Raw genomic sequence first — 14,092 nt, 5'->3', positions numbered from 1 at the left:
GCTCGATGACTTTACGCGACGAAGGAAGGGCGAGGATGCGGACGATCGCGGTCGTGCTGGCCGGGGGCATCGGGCAGCGGGTGGGCGCGGCCCGCCCCAAACAGCTCATCGAGGTCGGCGGCCGGCCCATCCTGGCGTTGTCGATCGCCGCCTTCGACGGCCATCCCGGCGTCGACGAGGTGCTGGTCGTGATGGCCGCCGGGCACCTGCGCGAGGCCGCGGTGATCGCCGCGCCGTTCGGGAAGGTCGCGCAGGTCGTCGAGGGCGGCGACACCCGCACCGCCTCCACCGCCGCCGCGCTGCGCGCCCTGGCCGGGCACGCCGACGACGACCGGGTGTTGTTCCACGACGCGGCGCGCCCCTTCGTGGACGCCGCCACGATCGACCGGACGCTCGCGGCGCTGGACACCGCCGAGGCCGTCGCCGTCGGGACGCCCGCCTCCGACACGATCGTGGAGATCTCCGGCGGCGTGGTGACCGCGATGCCGCCCCGCGAGAGCCTGCTGCGCTTCCAGACCCCGCAGGGCTTCCGGCTCGGCACCGTCCGCAAGGCGTACGAGCTGGCGCTCGCCGACCCCGCGCTGCGCGCCACCGACGACTGCGGCATCGTGCACCGCTACCTGCCGGACGTGCCGATCCGCGTCGTCGCGGGCGACGAGCGCAACCTCAAGGTCACCCACCCGCTGGACGTCGTGCTCGCCGAGCACCTCGCCGCCCCCTCGGAGGAACCGTGATCTTCCAGAACCCGCCCGCCGTCGTCGGCCACCGCGGCTCCGGCTCGGGCGAGGTCCCGCTGCCCGGCGGCGGGACCGCCGCCGAGAACACGCTGCCGTCGATGCTGGCCGCGCTGGAGTCCGGGGCCTCCTGGATCGAGATCGACGTGACCCGCACCGCCGACGACGACCTGGTGCTGCGGCACGACCCGACCGGCGCCGACGGCGGCTTCCTGGTGGAGGCCACCGCCGCCGCCAGCGGCCTGCCCCGGCTGGCGGAGGTGTTCGACGCGCTGCCGCCGGAGGTACCGCTGGACGTGGACGTCAAGACGGTGCTGGAGGACGCGGTGGACGCCCCGTCGCGCCGCACCGGGGCGCTGCTGGCGCCGTTGTTGCGGCGCGAGGCGCGGCGACGGCCGCTGCTGGTGACCTCGTTCGACCCGTCGCTGCTGGCGTTCCTGCGCGAGGAGGTCCCGGCCGTGCCGCTGGGACTGCTGACGTGGTTGCGGTTCCCGCTGTGGCACGGCGTCCCGGCGGCGGCGGGCCTGGATTTGCAGGCGGTGGGGGTGCACACGGCGTCCTGCGGCTTCGAGCACCCGGACACGCGGTTGCGCCCGCTGGACCACGTCGTGGACGTGGCGCACAAGGCGGGCCTGGAGGTGCTGGTGTGGTGTCCGAAGGCCGACGCCGCCGCCGACTACGCGGCCGCCGGGGTGGACGCCCTGGTCGTCAACGACGTGCCGGGCGTGGTGGCGGCGCTGTCCGACAGCCCAGGGCCGCTCGCCTAGCGGCTCGCCCCCTGACCGTGCCTTGGCGAGTGCCACATCGCTTCGCGATCTGTCCCGGCGGGGCTCGCCTTCGGCTTTGCCCCGCCGGGTCAGTTAGGCACTCGCGCGACGGCTGGGATCTTTGGAACAGGCCTTAGCGGCGGCCGCCGTACATCTGGGTCCACTCGCCGGGGTCGTCGTCATCGTCGCCCTTGCGCGGCTTGGGCTCCTCCCCGAACGGAACCGCGCCCAAGGGCGGCCGGTCCCCCGGCCCAGGCGCACCTTGCCCGTATGCCCCCTGGCCGTACGCGCCCTGCCCAGGTGCATCCTGCTCCGGCCCGCCCTGCCCGTAGGGGCCCTGCCCCGGCATATCGTGCCCGGACGCGCCCTGCCCAGCGTGCCCCTGGCCCGGTCCCGGCGGCGGCCCCAGGCGCGGGTTCTGCTCGTACTGCGGGAGCTGCTGCCGCCCGTACTGCGGCGGGCCCGGCGGCGGCCCCAGCGGCTCCGGAGGCCCCGCGGGCGGCCCGGCGTGCCGAGGCTGCGCCGTGGCCTTCGGACGGCCCTTCCAGCGCGACGGCGGCAACGACGCCGCCACCAGCACCACCCCCAGCAGCAGCACGAACCCCGTGCCGCCGCTGAGGTTGAACCCGCGTTCGAACCGGTCCGGCAGCGGGTCGGTCAGGTCGCCGACCCTCTCCAGCGACACCTGCCACAACGTCCCGTAGGCCGTCAGCGCGACGCCCGGGACCAGCGAGGCCAGCGGGGACACCCGCGACCCGGCCAGCAGCCCGGCGAGCAGGCCCACCCCGACCAGCACCAGCACCCACACGGCCCGCTCGGAGAACGGCTGGAACATCTGGTAGGCCCGCAACACCCGTTCCAGCCCGAACGCCAGCCCCAGGGCCAGCACCGGCGTCGCGATCAGGCCCAGCAGGACGCCCAGTCCGTGCCGTGCGCCGTTGGACATGGCCACCTCCTCAGGAGGGTCAGCGGCATGATCCGTCAACCTACTCCTGAGACGCGGCCCGGCCCCCGCCGGTTCGATGTCCTGTCGTGTCAGGGCTTGGCCGGGGCGGGCTGGCCCAGTCCGGGCGGGCTGGTGAGGAAGCCCACGCCCCACGACATGTGCATGGTCGCGTACACCAGCGGCAGCCGCACCCACGCCGCGACCGGCAGGCCCCGGCCCTCCACGCCCGCGCCCACCACGATCGCGGCGGCGTAGCCGGCGGGCAGGATCCAGCCGGGCCAGAACCCGAACGCCCCGGCCACCGCGCCCACCGTGATCGCCACCACGGCGACCGGCGGGGCGAGGTAGCGCAGGTTCAGGGTGCCCTGGTGCTCGCGGCCCACCACGCGCCGCCAGCGGCCGGTGTGGAAGTACTGCCTGGCGAGCGCCCGCAGGTTGGGGCGCGGCCGGTAGGTGACGCGCATCCGGGGGGTGAAGAAGACGCGGCCGCCGGTCTGGCGGATGCGGTGGTTCATCTCCCAGTCCTGGGCGCGCACGAAGGTCTCGTCGTAGCCGCCGACGCGCTCCAGCGCGCTGCGCCGGAAGGTGCCGAGGTAGACGGTCTCGACCTCGCCGGCCTCGCCGCCGGTGTGGAACCGGGCGTTGCCGACGCCGATCTTGGAGGTCATGGCGCGGGCGACCGCCTGCTCGAAGGGGGTGACGCCCTCGGCGGCCATGATGCCGCCGACGTTGTCGGCGCCGGTCTCCTCCATCGTCTCCACCGCGGCGCGCACGTAGTCGGCCGGCAGCAGCGAGTGGCCGTCCACCCGCACGATGATCGAGTACTGCGACGCCTTGATGGCGATGTTGAGGCCCTGCGGGGTGCGGCCGGTGGGATTGGCCACCACCACGATGCGCGGGTCCTCGGTGGCGAGCCGGGCGGCGATCTCCTCGGTGCGGTCCCGGGACGGGCCGATGGCCAGCACCAGTTCCAGCTCGCCCGGATAGTCCTGGGTGAGGATGCGGCGGACGGCGTCGGTGAGGTGGCGTTCCTCGTTCAGGACGGGCATGACCACCGACACGGCGGGCCAGGTGCGTTCGCCGGGGGCGGCCTGGCGCCCGAGGTCGGTGCCGGAGTGGGCGCTGTGCGCTTGGGGAGACGGATTCATTCAGGTCCCTCGGGCCGAACCCCGGCCGATCAAGCCGGAGAGAGCCCCCCTTCCTCTCTCTCGCTCGCTCGTCTGTGACGTGACCCGGGATGCGGGGCGCCTGGGCGGAGGCCAAGACGGCGCAACGTTACCAGGGTCCCGCCCCCGTTCCCGGCGCTTCGGCCGGGCCGCGGGGCCCGCGGGGCCGGGGTCCCCGTTCCCCGCCGGCGGCGGGTAATGCCGGGACACGGGCCCCGGATGCCGAACGGACCGGCGTTCCTCACTTTAAGGTGGTGGGCACTCGCGTCAGAAGACGCCGGACATCGGACGACACGGGAGGCGGCGGCGGGATGACAGACGGGCCCGACTCAGATCCGGTGGAGCGGTACTTCCGCCCGCGTCCCGGGGGCGGCGCCCCGGACGGCGGCCGGTCCGGTGACGGCGACATCGAGGGCGTGACCGTCGACGGCGTCCCGGCCCCCCGGGTGGCGGTGGACACCCCGCGCGGGCCCCGGCGTCCCCCGCCGTCGCTGAGCCCGCGGGCGGCGCTGAGCGCCCGGCGGCAGCGCCGGTTCCTGGCGGTCACCGGCGGGATGTCGGCGTTCGTGCTGCTGACGTCAGGCGGCGCGTGGGCGTTCCAGAACTACGTGACCGGCGCGCTGGACAAGGTGTCGGTGAGCGGCCTCGGCCGGGGCAAGGACTCCCCCAAGGGCGCGATGACGATCCTGGTGGCCGGGGTGGACCGGCGCGAGGGGCTGACCCGCGAGCAGCAGAAGGCCGCCAAGCTGGGCCACGAGCCGGGCGAGCGGTCCGACACGATGTTGCTGGTGCACATCTCGCGCGACCACGACCGGGTCACGGTGGTGAACCTGCCGCGCGACTCCTACGTGACGATCCCCGCGCACCGCTCCAACGGCAGCGAGGGCCAGAAGGGCGCGCACGTCCCGGCCCGCTTCGGCAAGCTGACCTGGGCCTACCAGTTCGGCGGGCGCGACCTGACCGTCGACACGATCAAGCGGTCCACCGGCGTGGCGATCGACCACTACGTCGAGGTCAACTTCTACGGCTTCGTGAACATGGTGGACGCGCTGGGCGGCGTGGAGGTCTGCACCGAGGTCCCGATCGACGACAAGAAGAGCGGCCTGCGGCTGGACAAGGGCAAGACGCGCGTGGACGGCCTGAAGGCGCTGGCGTTCGCGCGCGCCCGCTACTCGCTGACCGGCGGCAGCGACCTCGGCCGCATCGACCGGCAGCAGCAGTTCATGGCCTCGATGATGAAGCAGGCCCTGTCGTCGCAGACGCTGAGCGACCCGGTGAAGTCCACCCGGTTCCTCCAGGCGGCGCTGAAGTCGCTGACGGTGGACAAGAAGCTGGCCGACAGCCTGCCCAAGCTGGCCGACCAGATGAAGAACCTGTCCACCGACCGCCTCACCTTCGCGAAGGTGCCGCTGGCCAACCCGGGCTACAACGCGATGTTGTGGAACAGCGCGCAGCCGCAGTCCACGGTGTTGTGGGACCAGAGCCGGGCCAACGCCCTGTTCCAGAAGATCGACCGCGACCAGCCGGTCACCAAGGAGCCCAAGGCCCCCGCCTCGCCGAAGCCGACCGCGAGCAAGCCCGCCGGCGACGAGCCGACCGTGCCGCCGTCGGACATCCAGGTGAACGTGCGCAACGCCGTGGGCACGCGCGGCCTGGCGCGCAAGGCGGGCGAGGACCTCAAGGAGGCGGGGTTCGGGGTGTACGTGGTGCCGGGCGTCGCGCGGCGCGGCCTGGAGAAGACCACGATCCAGTACGGGCCGGGCCGCGAGGACTCCGCCAAGACCCTCGCCGCCGCGATCCCGGGCGCCAAGCTCAAGAAGATCTCCGGACTGGGCTCGCGCATCCAGGTGATGGTGGGCGCGGACTGGGACGGCGCGGAGAAGCCCAAGATCGCCAAGAGCCCGGAGCCGGAACGCTCGGAGGCGGCGGGCGAGGGCCTGGAGACCGACACCGCAACCGGAAAGCTCTGCAAGTAGCCGCTCGGGCGGGCATTGCCGCCCCTTCGGGGATCATGCATGATTCACCGCATGATCCCCTTCGCGGACCGCGCGGCATGACGGGCCCTGAGTCGTCACTGCTGTTCGATCCCGAGGTGCCGTTCGAGGACCAGAGGCTCCTCAGGCGGAATTGGCGCTGGATCAAGCCGTTGGGGGGCGAACGGCTGCCCGAGAAGCCCCGATCCCGGCTCCGCCATCCCCAGCACATGCTGACCGCGCTGTTCCAGGCGCCGCTGTGGGTGTTCCTGCCCGTCGTTCTGTGCTGGCTGTACCCGGTGCGGGTGCGGTGGGCGGCGGTGGCGGCGCAGGTCGGGGTCGCGGTGGCGCTGGTGCTGGTGCCGTGGCGGGGGTTGGGCATCGCCGCGCTCGTGCTCCAGGCGATCGTCTTCGCAGTGCTGGCGGCGGGGCCCGTGGAGCCGTACGGCCAGCGGATGCTCCGCCGCCACCAGGACCGCTACCTGCGGTTCGCCGCTCTCGACGAGCCGTCCCGGGAGCTGGTGGAGCGTGCCGGACAGGCCGTGAACGCCGTCCTGTCCTCGCTGGCCAACTGCGAGGGCCTGCTGGACGACGTCCACAACGAGGTGACCCTGCCCTGGCAGCATTGGGACATCGCGCAGACCGCGCACAAGATGAGCACGCTGCGCGCCGAGCAGGAACGCGCGTCGGCCGGGCTCAGGACGGTACGGATCGAGGCCGCCCGCAAGCCGCAGCTCAAGGCGCTGGAAGTGGCCACCGAGTCACTGGAACGCCGGGTGGCGGCACTGGAGGAGTATGCCGAGCGCGCTGCGTCGGTGGACGAAGTCCTGTTGGAACTGCGAGCCTTGCAAGAACTGGCCGACGACGCCGACGACTACCGGGACCTGCTGGCCCGCGTCGTCCGCGACGACCTGGCCACGGCCCAGATCAAGGGGTTGACCGAGCAGGCCCGCCAGGTGGAGGAGATGTTGCGCGCCAGCGTCGAGGAGGCCCGCCGGGCCGGGTTCACGCTGGCCGCCGAGATGGCGGAGGCGGGCTGAGATGGGCCGGCTCGACGACGCCACCTTCCTGGAGACCTGGCAGTCGCGCGTTCCGTGGGGGCTGAACGTCCTGGGCGTGGTGCTGCTGCTGAATCAGGCGCTGCTGTGGTGGTGGCAGCCGTTCGCCGGGGACGCCGAGGCGCGGCCGGTGACACTCCAGGAGCCCCGGGCCGCGGCGGCGCTGCGCGGCGCCCCGGCCAAGGCCCAGCTCGGCAAGGTCGTCAAGTTGCCCCGCTACAAGGGCACGCCTTCGCCGGTGCTGGGCCAGGCGGTGGACCGCTACGCACGCATTTCCTACGCAGAGCTGGGCGGCCTGTGGAATCCCGGCAAGCCGCTGGGCGCGGACCAGGGAACCTACTTCAACCGGACCCAGGAGTTCGTCACCGAAGAGCACAACGGCGGACGCAGCTGGATCGCCCAGCTCGGCTCGGGCCGCCTGCCGACGCCGTTGCAGGGCTTTTTCACCGGACCCGACCGGCTGTTCAAGACGGCACTGGCGTTCGAGGACCGCCACACGGCTGACGTCTGGCCGAAGGGCACGGTGGCGCGCGATGTGGCGTCCCAGCCGTTCCGGGTACAGGGCCGCCCCGCCTGGATCATCGCCCGGGAGCTGAACTTCACAGGCCTGAAGGAGGGCGTGAAGACGACCACCGAGCTGTCGGTCACCGTCATGGTCGACGTGGACGGCTACCGCCCCTCCTTCGTGAACCTCTGCCTGCCCGACACCCACCGCATGTTGCGGCCGGACGTCAACCGGGTGATCTCCTCGATCAGGGTGCTTCCGTAGCCTCGCACAGCGCCTGAGCCCACCGCCCCCTCGCCGCGTGGCTCCGAGACCCGCGCCTCGCCCTCCTCACCCAAAGACCCCAAGGCATGACGTCCCGAGTCCGGCGGCCACCGAGACCTGCAGGGAACCCGTCCGCGCGTCGCGGCCGAGTAGGGGGTGGATCATGAGAGACGGGAGTGCTGTTCGTGAAGAGGACAGTCGCATTGCTGGCCGTACTGACGACCACCGGCGTGCTCGTCGCGCCTCCCTCCGGAACGCGGGCCGATGCCGCGCCGGAACCGCGCGGGAAGATCGGGCAGCGGGCGGACGGCGGGTTCCGCGAGGACGCGGCGGCGACCGCCCGTCCGGGGCTCCGCCACCGGTACCGGCCCCTGGAGCAGGCCAGGATCGCCGGGGAGAGCCACCGCGTCACCTTCAACGTGCTGGACCGGCACGGCCGCGCCCCGGCCACCGACGACGCCCCGGAGGTGTATCTCACCTCCCTGGACGGGCACGACTGGCTCAGCGTCCCGCTGGTCGACGGCGTCGCGACCGGCGAGCTGCCCGCGGGCGACTACGTCGTGCAGGTCTACGTCGTGACGCCGGACGACGGCGGCGCGCCCTCCACCACGCTGGTGTACCTGTCGCGGTACTCGGTGCGGCAGGACGGCGTGCTGTCCCTCGACGCCCGCGCGGCCCGGCCGGTGTCGGCCGTGGTCGCCGACCGTCCCGACGCCCGGCTGCTGGGCGGCACGCTCAGCATCGGCCAGCGGATCGGCGACGAGGTCATCGACGACCTCTCCGGGCTCCGGCTCCCGAACGCCTACCTCACCCCGGTCGCGGACGCGCCGGGGCTGGGCGTGCGGACCCAGGCGAAGCTGCTGCAGGACGGCCCCGGAGGCGACCTGTTCAACCTCGCCCGCCAGGCCAAGGGAGCGGTGACCGACCCGGCGCTGCGGACCCGCACCCCGGAGCTGGCGGCCGTGCGGACCCGCCACACCGCGCCCGGCCCCGGCACGTGCGCGGGGGGCCACAGCGGCGTGAGCTGGGGCACGGGCGTGATCTTCTCCGACTACACGCCCGTGGGCGACCTGCCGGTCACCCGCACCGAGTACTTCACCCCCGGGCTGAGCTGGATGCTGGACGAGGGGGTCACGGCCAAGGGGTGCGACTGGACGGACCAGGAGCCGGAGGTCACCACCCGGACGCGGACCTTCGCCAAGCCCGGCGCGTACACCGCCACCTGGAACAACGCGCCGTTCGGCCCCGCCCCGGGCCGCTTCCGCTGGAATCCGGACGGCGATGGGAGCGGCGAGCCCGACATCACGGTGCCGATGCTGGCGTCCCCGGGGACCAGGGCCGACCTGGCGCGCTACGTCCCGTACCTGACCGGCGGGACGACCCTGTACGACGCCCGCGGCGAGGTCGTGGCCGCCACCAACCTCGCCGGGGACGGCAGCGTGCTCAACGAACCGCGTTCCGGCCGGCACCGCCTGGTGGTGACCGCCCGGCACCGCGCGCCGTGGACGGAGCTGTCCTCGTTCCAGCGGGCGGAGTGGTCCTTCGAAGCGCCGGGCACCGCGATGGCGCTCGCCGCGCTGCCGGCGATCCGGTACGCCACGGGCCTGGACGACCACAACCGGGCCCGCGCGGGCGCGTCCCAGACCGTCGTGCTCACCGTCGAGCAGCCGGGCCCGGGCGAAGCGGACGTTCCCGTGGCGGCCGACGCTCTCACGCTGAGCTTCTCCACCGACGACGGCGCGACGTGGCGCAAGATCGCACCGCGCCGCGACGGCGGCCGCTGGCTGGCGCGGGTGCCCTCCCCGGCCTCGGGCTTCGTGTCGCTGCGCGCCACGGCCCGGACCGCCGGGGGCACGACGGTCGACCAGACCCTCATCCACGCCTACGGCGTGCACTGACCGGCCCGCTCGCCCCTCAGGCCGGGGGCGGCGGCACGCTCAGACCAGGGATGGCGGCACGCTCAGGCCGGGCGCGGCCCACTCAGGCCAGGAGCGGCGGCCCGCTCAGACCAGAGGCGGCGGATCGCTCAATCCTCAGGCCGGGGGCGGCGGCCCGAACAGCCAGTTGCCGGGGGCGGTGGGGTCGGGGCTGGTGTAGTAGTCCAGCACGCAGCAGGTGAGCTCGCCGTGGTCGATGGCACCGTCGCCGTCCCGATCCAGGCGCTCGAAGGCGCTGCGGATGTCGTCGTCGGGCAGGCCCGGGGCGTGGCCGTGGACGAAGGCGGTGTACTCGGCGAGGTCGATGGTGCCGCTGCCGTCGCGGTCGGCGACCTGCATGACGGAGTCGGCCAGCGCGCCCAGCGTATGCCGCGCCAGCTCGGGGTCGTTCACCACGGCGCCGGTGGCGGCGATGAACTCGGCGCGCGTGATGCGGCCGTCGCCGTCGGCGTCCATCGGGGCGTGCAGGCGCCGCCAGATCCGCACGTACGCCTCGATCATCTCCCGCTCGCCCGGCCCGCCCGGCGGATGGCCGAGGCTGGCGGCCGCGCGCCGGCCCATCTCGACGTGGTCGTCCTCGGTGAACGCGCCGTCACCGTCACTGTCCAGCCAGCCGAAGCTCGCCTCGATCTTCGCCGCCACGAATGGATCGACGTCCATCACTCGCCCTCCCGGCACCGCTCGTCCCGCACTCGGACTACCAGAAGTACACGAAGAGTCACTTACCGTGGCGACCGTCCTTCGTCACCCCCGGACACGCGAAAACGCCCCGGCCGCAGGCAACCGGGGCGTTCACGCACGTCAGCGACCTACTTGAGGAGCTGGCGGGCCATCACCATGCGCTGGATCTGGTTGGTGCCCTCGTAGATCTGGGTGATCTTGGCGTCGCGCATCATGCGCTCGACCGGGAACTCGCGGGTGTAGCCGTAGCCGCCCAGCAGCTGGACCGCGTCGGTGGTGACGTCCATCGCCACGTCCGAGGCCAGCGCCTTGCAGGCCGAGGAGACGAAGGTCAGGTCGGGGACCTTCGCGCCGTGGAAGGCGCGCTCGGACTTGATCGCGGCGTGGTAGGTCAGCTGGCGGGCGCCCTCCAGGCGCATCGCCATGTCGGCCACCATGAACTGCACGCCCTGGAAGTCGCTGATCGACTTCCCGAACTGCTTGCGCTCCTTGATGTAGCCGATCGCGTAGTCCAGCGCGCCCTGGGCGAGGCCGAGGGCCTGGGCCGCGATCGTGATGCGCGTGTGGTCCAGGGTGGCCAGCGCGGTCTTGAAGCCGGTGCCCTCGGCGCCGATGATGCGGTCGGCCGGGATGCGGACGTCCTCCAGGATCACCGTGCGGGTCGGCGAGCCCTTGATGCCGAGCTTCTTCTCCTTCTCGCCGAAGGAGACGCCCTCGTCGGCCTTCTCGACCACGAACGCCGAGATGCCGCGCGCGCCGACGCCCTGCTCGGTGACCGCCATCACGGTGTAGTAGTCCGACACGCCCGCGTTGGTGATCCACATCTTGGTGCCGTTGAGCACCCAGTGGTCGCCGTCCCTGACCGCGCGGGTCTTCATGCCCGCCGCGTCGGAGCCGGCGTCGGCCTCCGACAGGGCGTAGGAGAACATGGCTTCGCCCCGGGCCACCGGAGTCAGATACTTTTTCTTCAGCTCTTCGGAGCCCGACAGCAGGACCGGCACGGTGCCGAGCTTGTTGACCGCCGGGATCAGCGAGGAGGAACCGCAGGCGCGGGCGACCTCCTCGATCACGATCACGGTGGCCAGCGCGTCGGCGCCCGCGCCCCCGTAGGACTCGGGGACGTGCACCGCGTGCAGGTCGTTCTGCACGAGGGCGTCGAGTGCCTCCTGAGGGAAGCGGGACTCCTCGTCGACCGCCGCCGCGTACGGTGCGATCTTGGCGTCGGCGAGTTCGCGCACCGTCTGCCGCAGGAGTTCGTGCTCCTCGGACGGGGCGTAGGTCGGAAAGTCGGGACTCATAGCCGAATGCTACCCGCCAGTACACTGCGCCGGTCGAGGGCAGGTGCCCGTCCCGCTGGGGCAGGTCTGCCTGGAGACCGTACGGATTTGAGAGGAAGACGCCGTGTCGCACCGCCTGACGGTGATCGGTACCGGGTATCTCGGCGCCACCCACGCCGCCTGCATGGCCGACCTGGGCTTCGAGGTCCTGGGCCTCGACATCGACGAGTCCAAGATCGCCCGGCTGTCCGCCGGCGAGGTGCCGTTCTACGAGCCGGGGCTGGAACCGGTGCTGCGGCGCGGCCTGGACAGCGGGCGGCTGCGCTTCACCACCTCGATGGAGGAGGTGGCCGAGTTCGGCGACGTGCACTTCCTGTGCGTCGGCACCCCGCAGAAGAGCGGCGAGTACGCCGCCGACCTCAGCTACGTCGACCACGCCGTCGACACGCTGGCGCCGCTGCTGCGCCGCCCCTGCCTGGTGGTGGGCAAGTCGACGGTGCCGGTGGGCACGGCGGCCCGGCTGGCCGACCGGCTGTCGCGGCTGGCCCCGGCCGACGGGGACGTGGTGCTGGCCTGGAACCCCGAGTTCCTGCGCGAGGGCTTCGCCGTGCAGGACACCCTGCACCCCGACCGGATCGTGGTGGGCCTGCCGGACGACGCGGACACGGCTGGGCACGCCGAGAAGGCGCTGCGCGAGGTGTACGCGTCGATGCTGGCCGAGCAGACCCCGTTCATCACCGCCGACTACCCGACCGCCGAGCTGGTGAAGGTGTCGGCCAACGCGTTCCTGGCCACCAAGATCTCCTTCATCAACGCGATGGCCGAGGTCTGCGAGGCCGCGCACGCCGACGTCACCAAGCTGTCGGAGGCGCTGTCGCACGACGACCGGATCGGCGGCAAGTTCCTGGGCCCCGGCCTCGGCTTCGGCGGCGGCTGCCTGCCGAAGGACATCCGCGCGTTCATGGCCCGCGCGGGCGAACTGGGCGCCGACCAGGCCCTGACGTTCCTGCGCGAGGTCGACGAGATCAACATCCGCCGCCGCATCCGGATGGTGGACCTGGCCCGCCACCTGCTGGGCGGCTCGTTCATCGGCCGGACGGTGGGCGTGCTGGGCGCGGCGTTCAAACCGAACTCCGACGACGTGCGCGACTCCCCGGCGCTGGACGTGGCCGCGACGATCCGGGCGCAGGGCGCGAAGGTGACGGTGTACGACCCGCGCGCGATGGAGAACGCGCGCCGGGTGCACCCGGCGCTGGCGTTCGGCGAGTCGGCGGCGGACGCGGCGCGCGGCGCGCACGTGGTGCTGCTGCTGACGGAGTGGGCGGAGTTCCGGGACATGGACCCGGACGTGCTGGCGGAGGGCGTGGCGGAGAAGAACATCGTGGACGGCCGGAACGCGCTGGACCCGGAGCAGTGGCGGGCGGCGGGCTGGAACTACCGGGCGCTGGGCCGTCCCTGAGAAGGGGCCCCTGCCGAGCGGATGCCCCGCCTGTTCGGCAGGGGACATGTAGCCTTGGCCTCAGTAGCAAGACCGCCTCATACTGCTAATTGTGACGGATTGTGAAAAGGCAGGGCTATGAGCGTAGCCAGTGACTACAGTTCCGACCGTGGCCCCAACAGCATCGAAGATCTCGACGCCCTGCCGGACGAAGGCAAGGGTTACGAGCTCGTCCACGGCTGGTTGATCCCCATGTCCCCCAGCATGCGGCACGACCATGTCGCCGAACGGCTCAAGGACTTGTTGCAGCCGCACGTACCCGAGGGTTACCTGGTGCGCGGTCCTTGGGACGTGCAGATGCCGGACGGTTCGATCTACAAGCCGGACGTGGCCGTTCTCGACGCCGCGGCTTACCACGCGGGTCTGGCTGAAGACCGGCGGGCTCTGCTGGGCAGCGATGTCCTGTTGGCGGCGGAGGTCCAGCGCCCGGGCAGCGGCAGTTGGAAGGTCGTCCACGGCAGCAAGGTCCGCGACTACGCCGTCGCCGGAATCCCGCACTACTGGATCATCGATCTCGATGAGGCGCCGGCCCTCACCGTGTACCAGTCTGGTCGGAGCCTGGAGTACTCCGCACCTCGAAGGTTCGTCGGCGACGAGATCGCCGAACTGAGCGAACCTTTCCCCATCGCTCTGTCCCCGGCCCACATCGTCGGCTAGGAGCCTTTCTTCGCTGGGAAGCAACCCGCTGGAAGCGGAGTTGTTGTGGACATGGCTGATGACTTCGCAGACCAAGGCGTGATCCGGCGACTGCTGAACGAGTCGCGGACGTGGGCGTTCGTGGGCCTGGGCGACAACCCGGACCGCGAGGTGTACAACCAGGCCCGCCTGCTCCAGCAGCGCGGCAAGCGGATCTTCCCGGTCCACCCGTCGGGCGCGGAGGTGCTGGGTGAATCCGGCTACGCGTCTCTGGCTGACCTGCCGGAGAAGGTGGACGTGGTGGGCGTGTACCGGCGCGCGGAGCATGCGGGGGCGGCGGTGGACGAGGCGATCGCGGCGGGGGCGCGTGCGGTGTGGCTGCCGCTGAACGTGATCGACGAGGCGGCCGCTCGACGTGCGAAGGATGCGGGTTTGGACGTGGTGATGGATCGGTGTCCGGCGGTGGAGTGGGCTTTGCGGCGCTGATTGGGCGCTGATTGAGCGCTGATTGGTGGGTGAAGAGGCGCTGGTTAGAGGCGCGTGGGTGGCGTGAGGTGGGGTGGTGTTGGCTGCTGCCTGCCTGGCCTGCGCACCCAACCATCAACCCTAGCCCCGTGCCCGAACCTGACCAGCGACCCCGGCCACCGGGG

At 72.2% G+C, this 14,092-nt stretch carries 13 protein-coding genes; 9 read left to right on the top strand and 4 right to left on the bottom strand.

Features of this window, described 5'->3' with window-relative positions:
- Window positions 1–35: 35 nt before the first annotated feature.
- Window positions 36–734: a 2-C-methyl-D-erythritol 4-phosphate cytidylyltransferase gene (gene ispD, locus AH6_RS35035; RefSeq protein ID WP_083983777.1), complete on the top strand. Its 699-nt coding sequence runs from the start codon at window positions 36–38 to the stop codon at window positions 732–734.
- Complete coding sequence (locus tag AH6_RS35030) at window positions 731–1,501, top strand: glycerophosphodiester phosphodiesterase (RefSeq protein WP_067488843.1); 771 nt, start codon at window positions 731–733, stop codon at window positions 1,499–1,501. Before ispD ends, AH6_RS35030 begins: the two co-directional genes overlap by 4 nt.
- Before the next feature lie 133 nt (window positions 1,502–1,634).
- On the opposite strand, the gene AH6_RS35025 is transcribed toward AH6_RS35030, so the two are convergent.
- Window positions 1,635–2,447, bottom strand: coding sequence for a hypothetical protein (locus tag AH6_RS35025; protein WP_067488841.1), 813 nt, complete (start codon window positions 2,445–2,447; stop codon window positions 1,635–1,637).
- A gap of 89 nt (window positions 2,448–2,536) precedes the next feature.
- On the bottom strand, window positions 2,537–3,595 hold the full coding sequence (locus AH6_RS35020; protein WP_083983776.1) for a glycosyltransferase family 2 protein: 1,059 nt from the start codon (window positions 3,593–3,595) through the stop codon (window positions 2,537–2,539).
- A gap of 329 nt (window positions 3,596–3,924) precedes the next feature.
- Here AH6_RS35020 and AH6_RS35015 point away from each other — a divergent pair, with 329 nt between their 5' ends.
- From AH6_RS35015 to AH6_RS35000, 4 genes are all read left to right on the top strand, one after another.
- Entirely contained in the window at window positions 3,925–5,589 is a 1,665-nt protein-coding gene (locus tag AH6_RS35015; protein WP_067488839.1) for an LCP family protein, read from the top strand.
- 77 nt (window positions 5,590–5,666) lie between these two features.
- A complete protein-coding gene (locus AH6_RS35010; RefSeq protein WP_067488837.1) occupies window positions 5,667–6,626 on the top strand; it encodes a hypothetical protein in 960 nt (319 codons plus the stop codon).
- 1 nt (window position 6,627) lies between these two features.
- Window positions 6,628–7,413 (top strand): hypothetical protein, encoded by a 786-nt coding sequence (locus AH6_RS35005; protein WP_067488835.1) that lies wholly within the window; start codon window positions 6,628–6,630, stop codon window positions 7,411–7,413.
- A 185-nt stretch (window positions 7,414–7,598) separates the two neighbouring features.
- Complete coding sequence (locus AH6_RS35000; protein WP_157431911.1) at window positions 7,599–9,311, top strand: hypothetical protein; 1,713 nt, start codon at window positions 7,599–7,601, stop codon at window positions 9,309–9,311.
- A 135-nt stretch (window positions 9,312–9,446) separates the two neighbouring features.
- On the opposite strand, the gene AH6_RS34995 is transcribed toward AH6_RS35000, so the two are convergent.
- Window positions 9,447–10,010 carry an EF-hand domain-containing protein gene (locus AH6_RS34995; RefSeq protein WP_067488831.1) on the bottom strand — a complete coding sequence of 188 codons (564 nt, stop codon included), beginning with the start codon at window positions 10,008–10,010 and terminating at the stop codon, window positions 9,447–9,449.
- A gap of 149 nt (window positions 10,011–10,159) precedes the next feature.
- On the bottom strand, window positions 10,160–11,329 hold the full coding sequence (locus AH6_RS34990) for an acyl-CoA dehydrogenase family protein (protein WP_067488829.1): 1,170 nt from the start codon (window positions 11,327–11,329) through the stop codon (window positions 10,160–10,162).
- A 103-nt stretch (window positions 11,330–11,432) separates the two neighbouring features.
- Between AH6_RS34990 and AH6_RS34985 the strand changes: the two genes are divergently transcribed.
- From AH6_RS34985 to AH6_RS34975, 3 genes are all read left to right on the top strand, one after another.
- Window positions 11,433–12,767 (top strand): UDP-glucose dehydrogenase family protein, encoded by a 1,335-nt coding sequence (locus AH6_RS34985; protein WP_067488827.1) that lies wholly within the window; start codon window positions 11,433–11,435, stop codon window positions 12,765–12,767.
- Window positions 12,768–12,884: 117 nt separating this feature from the next.
- Window positions 12,885–13,463 (top strand): Uma2 family endonuclease, encoded by a 579-nt coding sequence (locus tag AH6_RS34980; protein ID WP_067488825.1) that lies wholly within the window; start codon window positions 12,885–12,887, stop codon window positions 13,461–13,463.
- Window positions 13,464–13,514: 51 nt separating this feature from the next.
- Entirely contained in the window at window positions 13,515–13,928 is a 414-nt protein-coding gene (locus AH6_RS34975) for a CoA-binding protein (protein ID WP_067488900.1), read from the top strand.
- Window positions 13,929–14,092: the final 164 nt, after the last annotated feature.

Origin of the sequence: Actinomadura hibisca NBRC 15177 (assembly GCF_001552635.1) — a bacterium.
Lineage (GTDB): Bacteria > Actinomycetota > Actinomycetes > Streptosporangiales > Streptosporangiaceae > Spirillospora > Spirillospora hibisca.
This window is presented reverse-complemented; position numbering and strand designations above follow the sequence as displayed.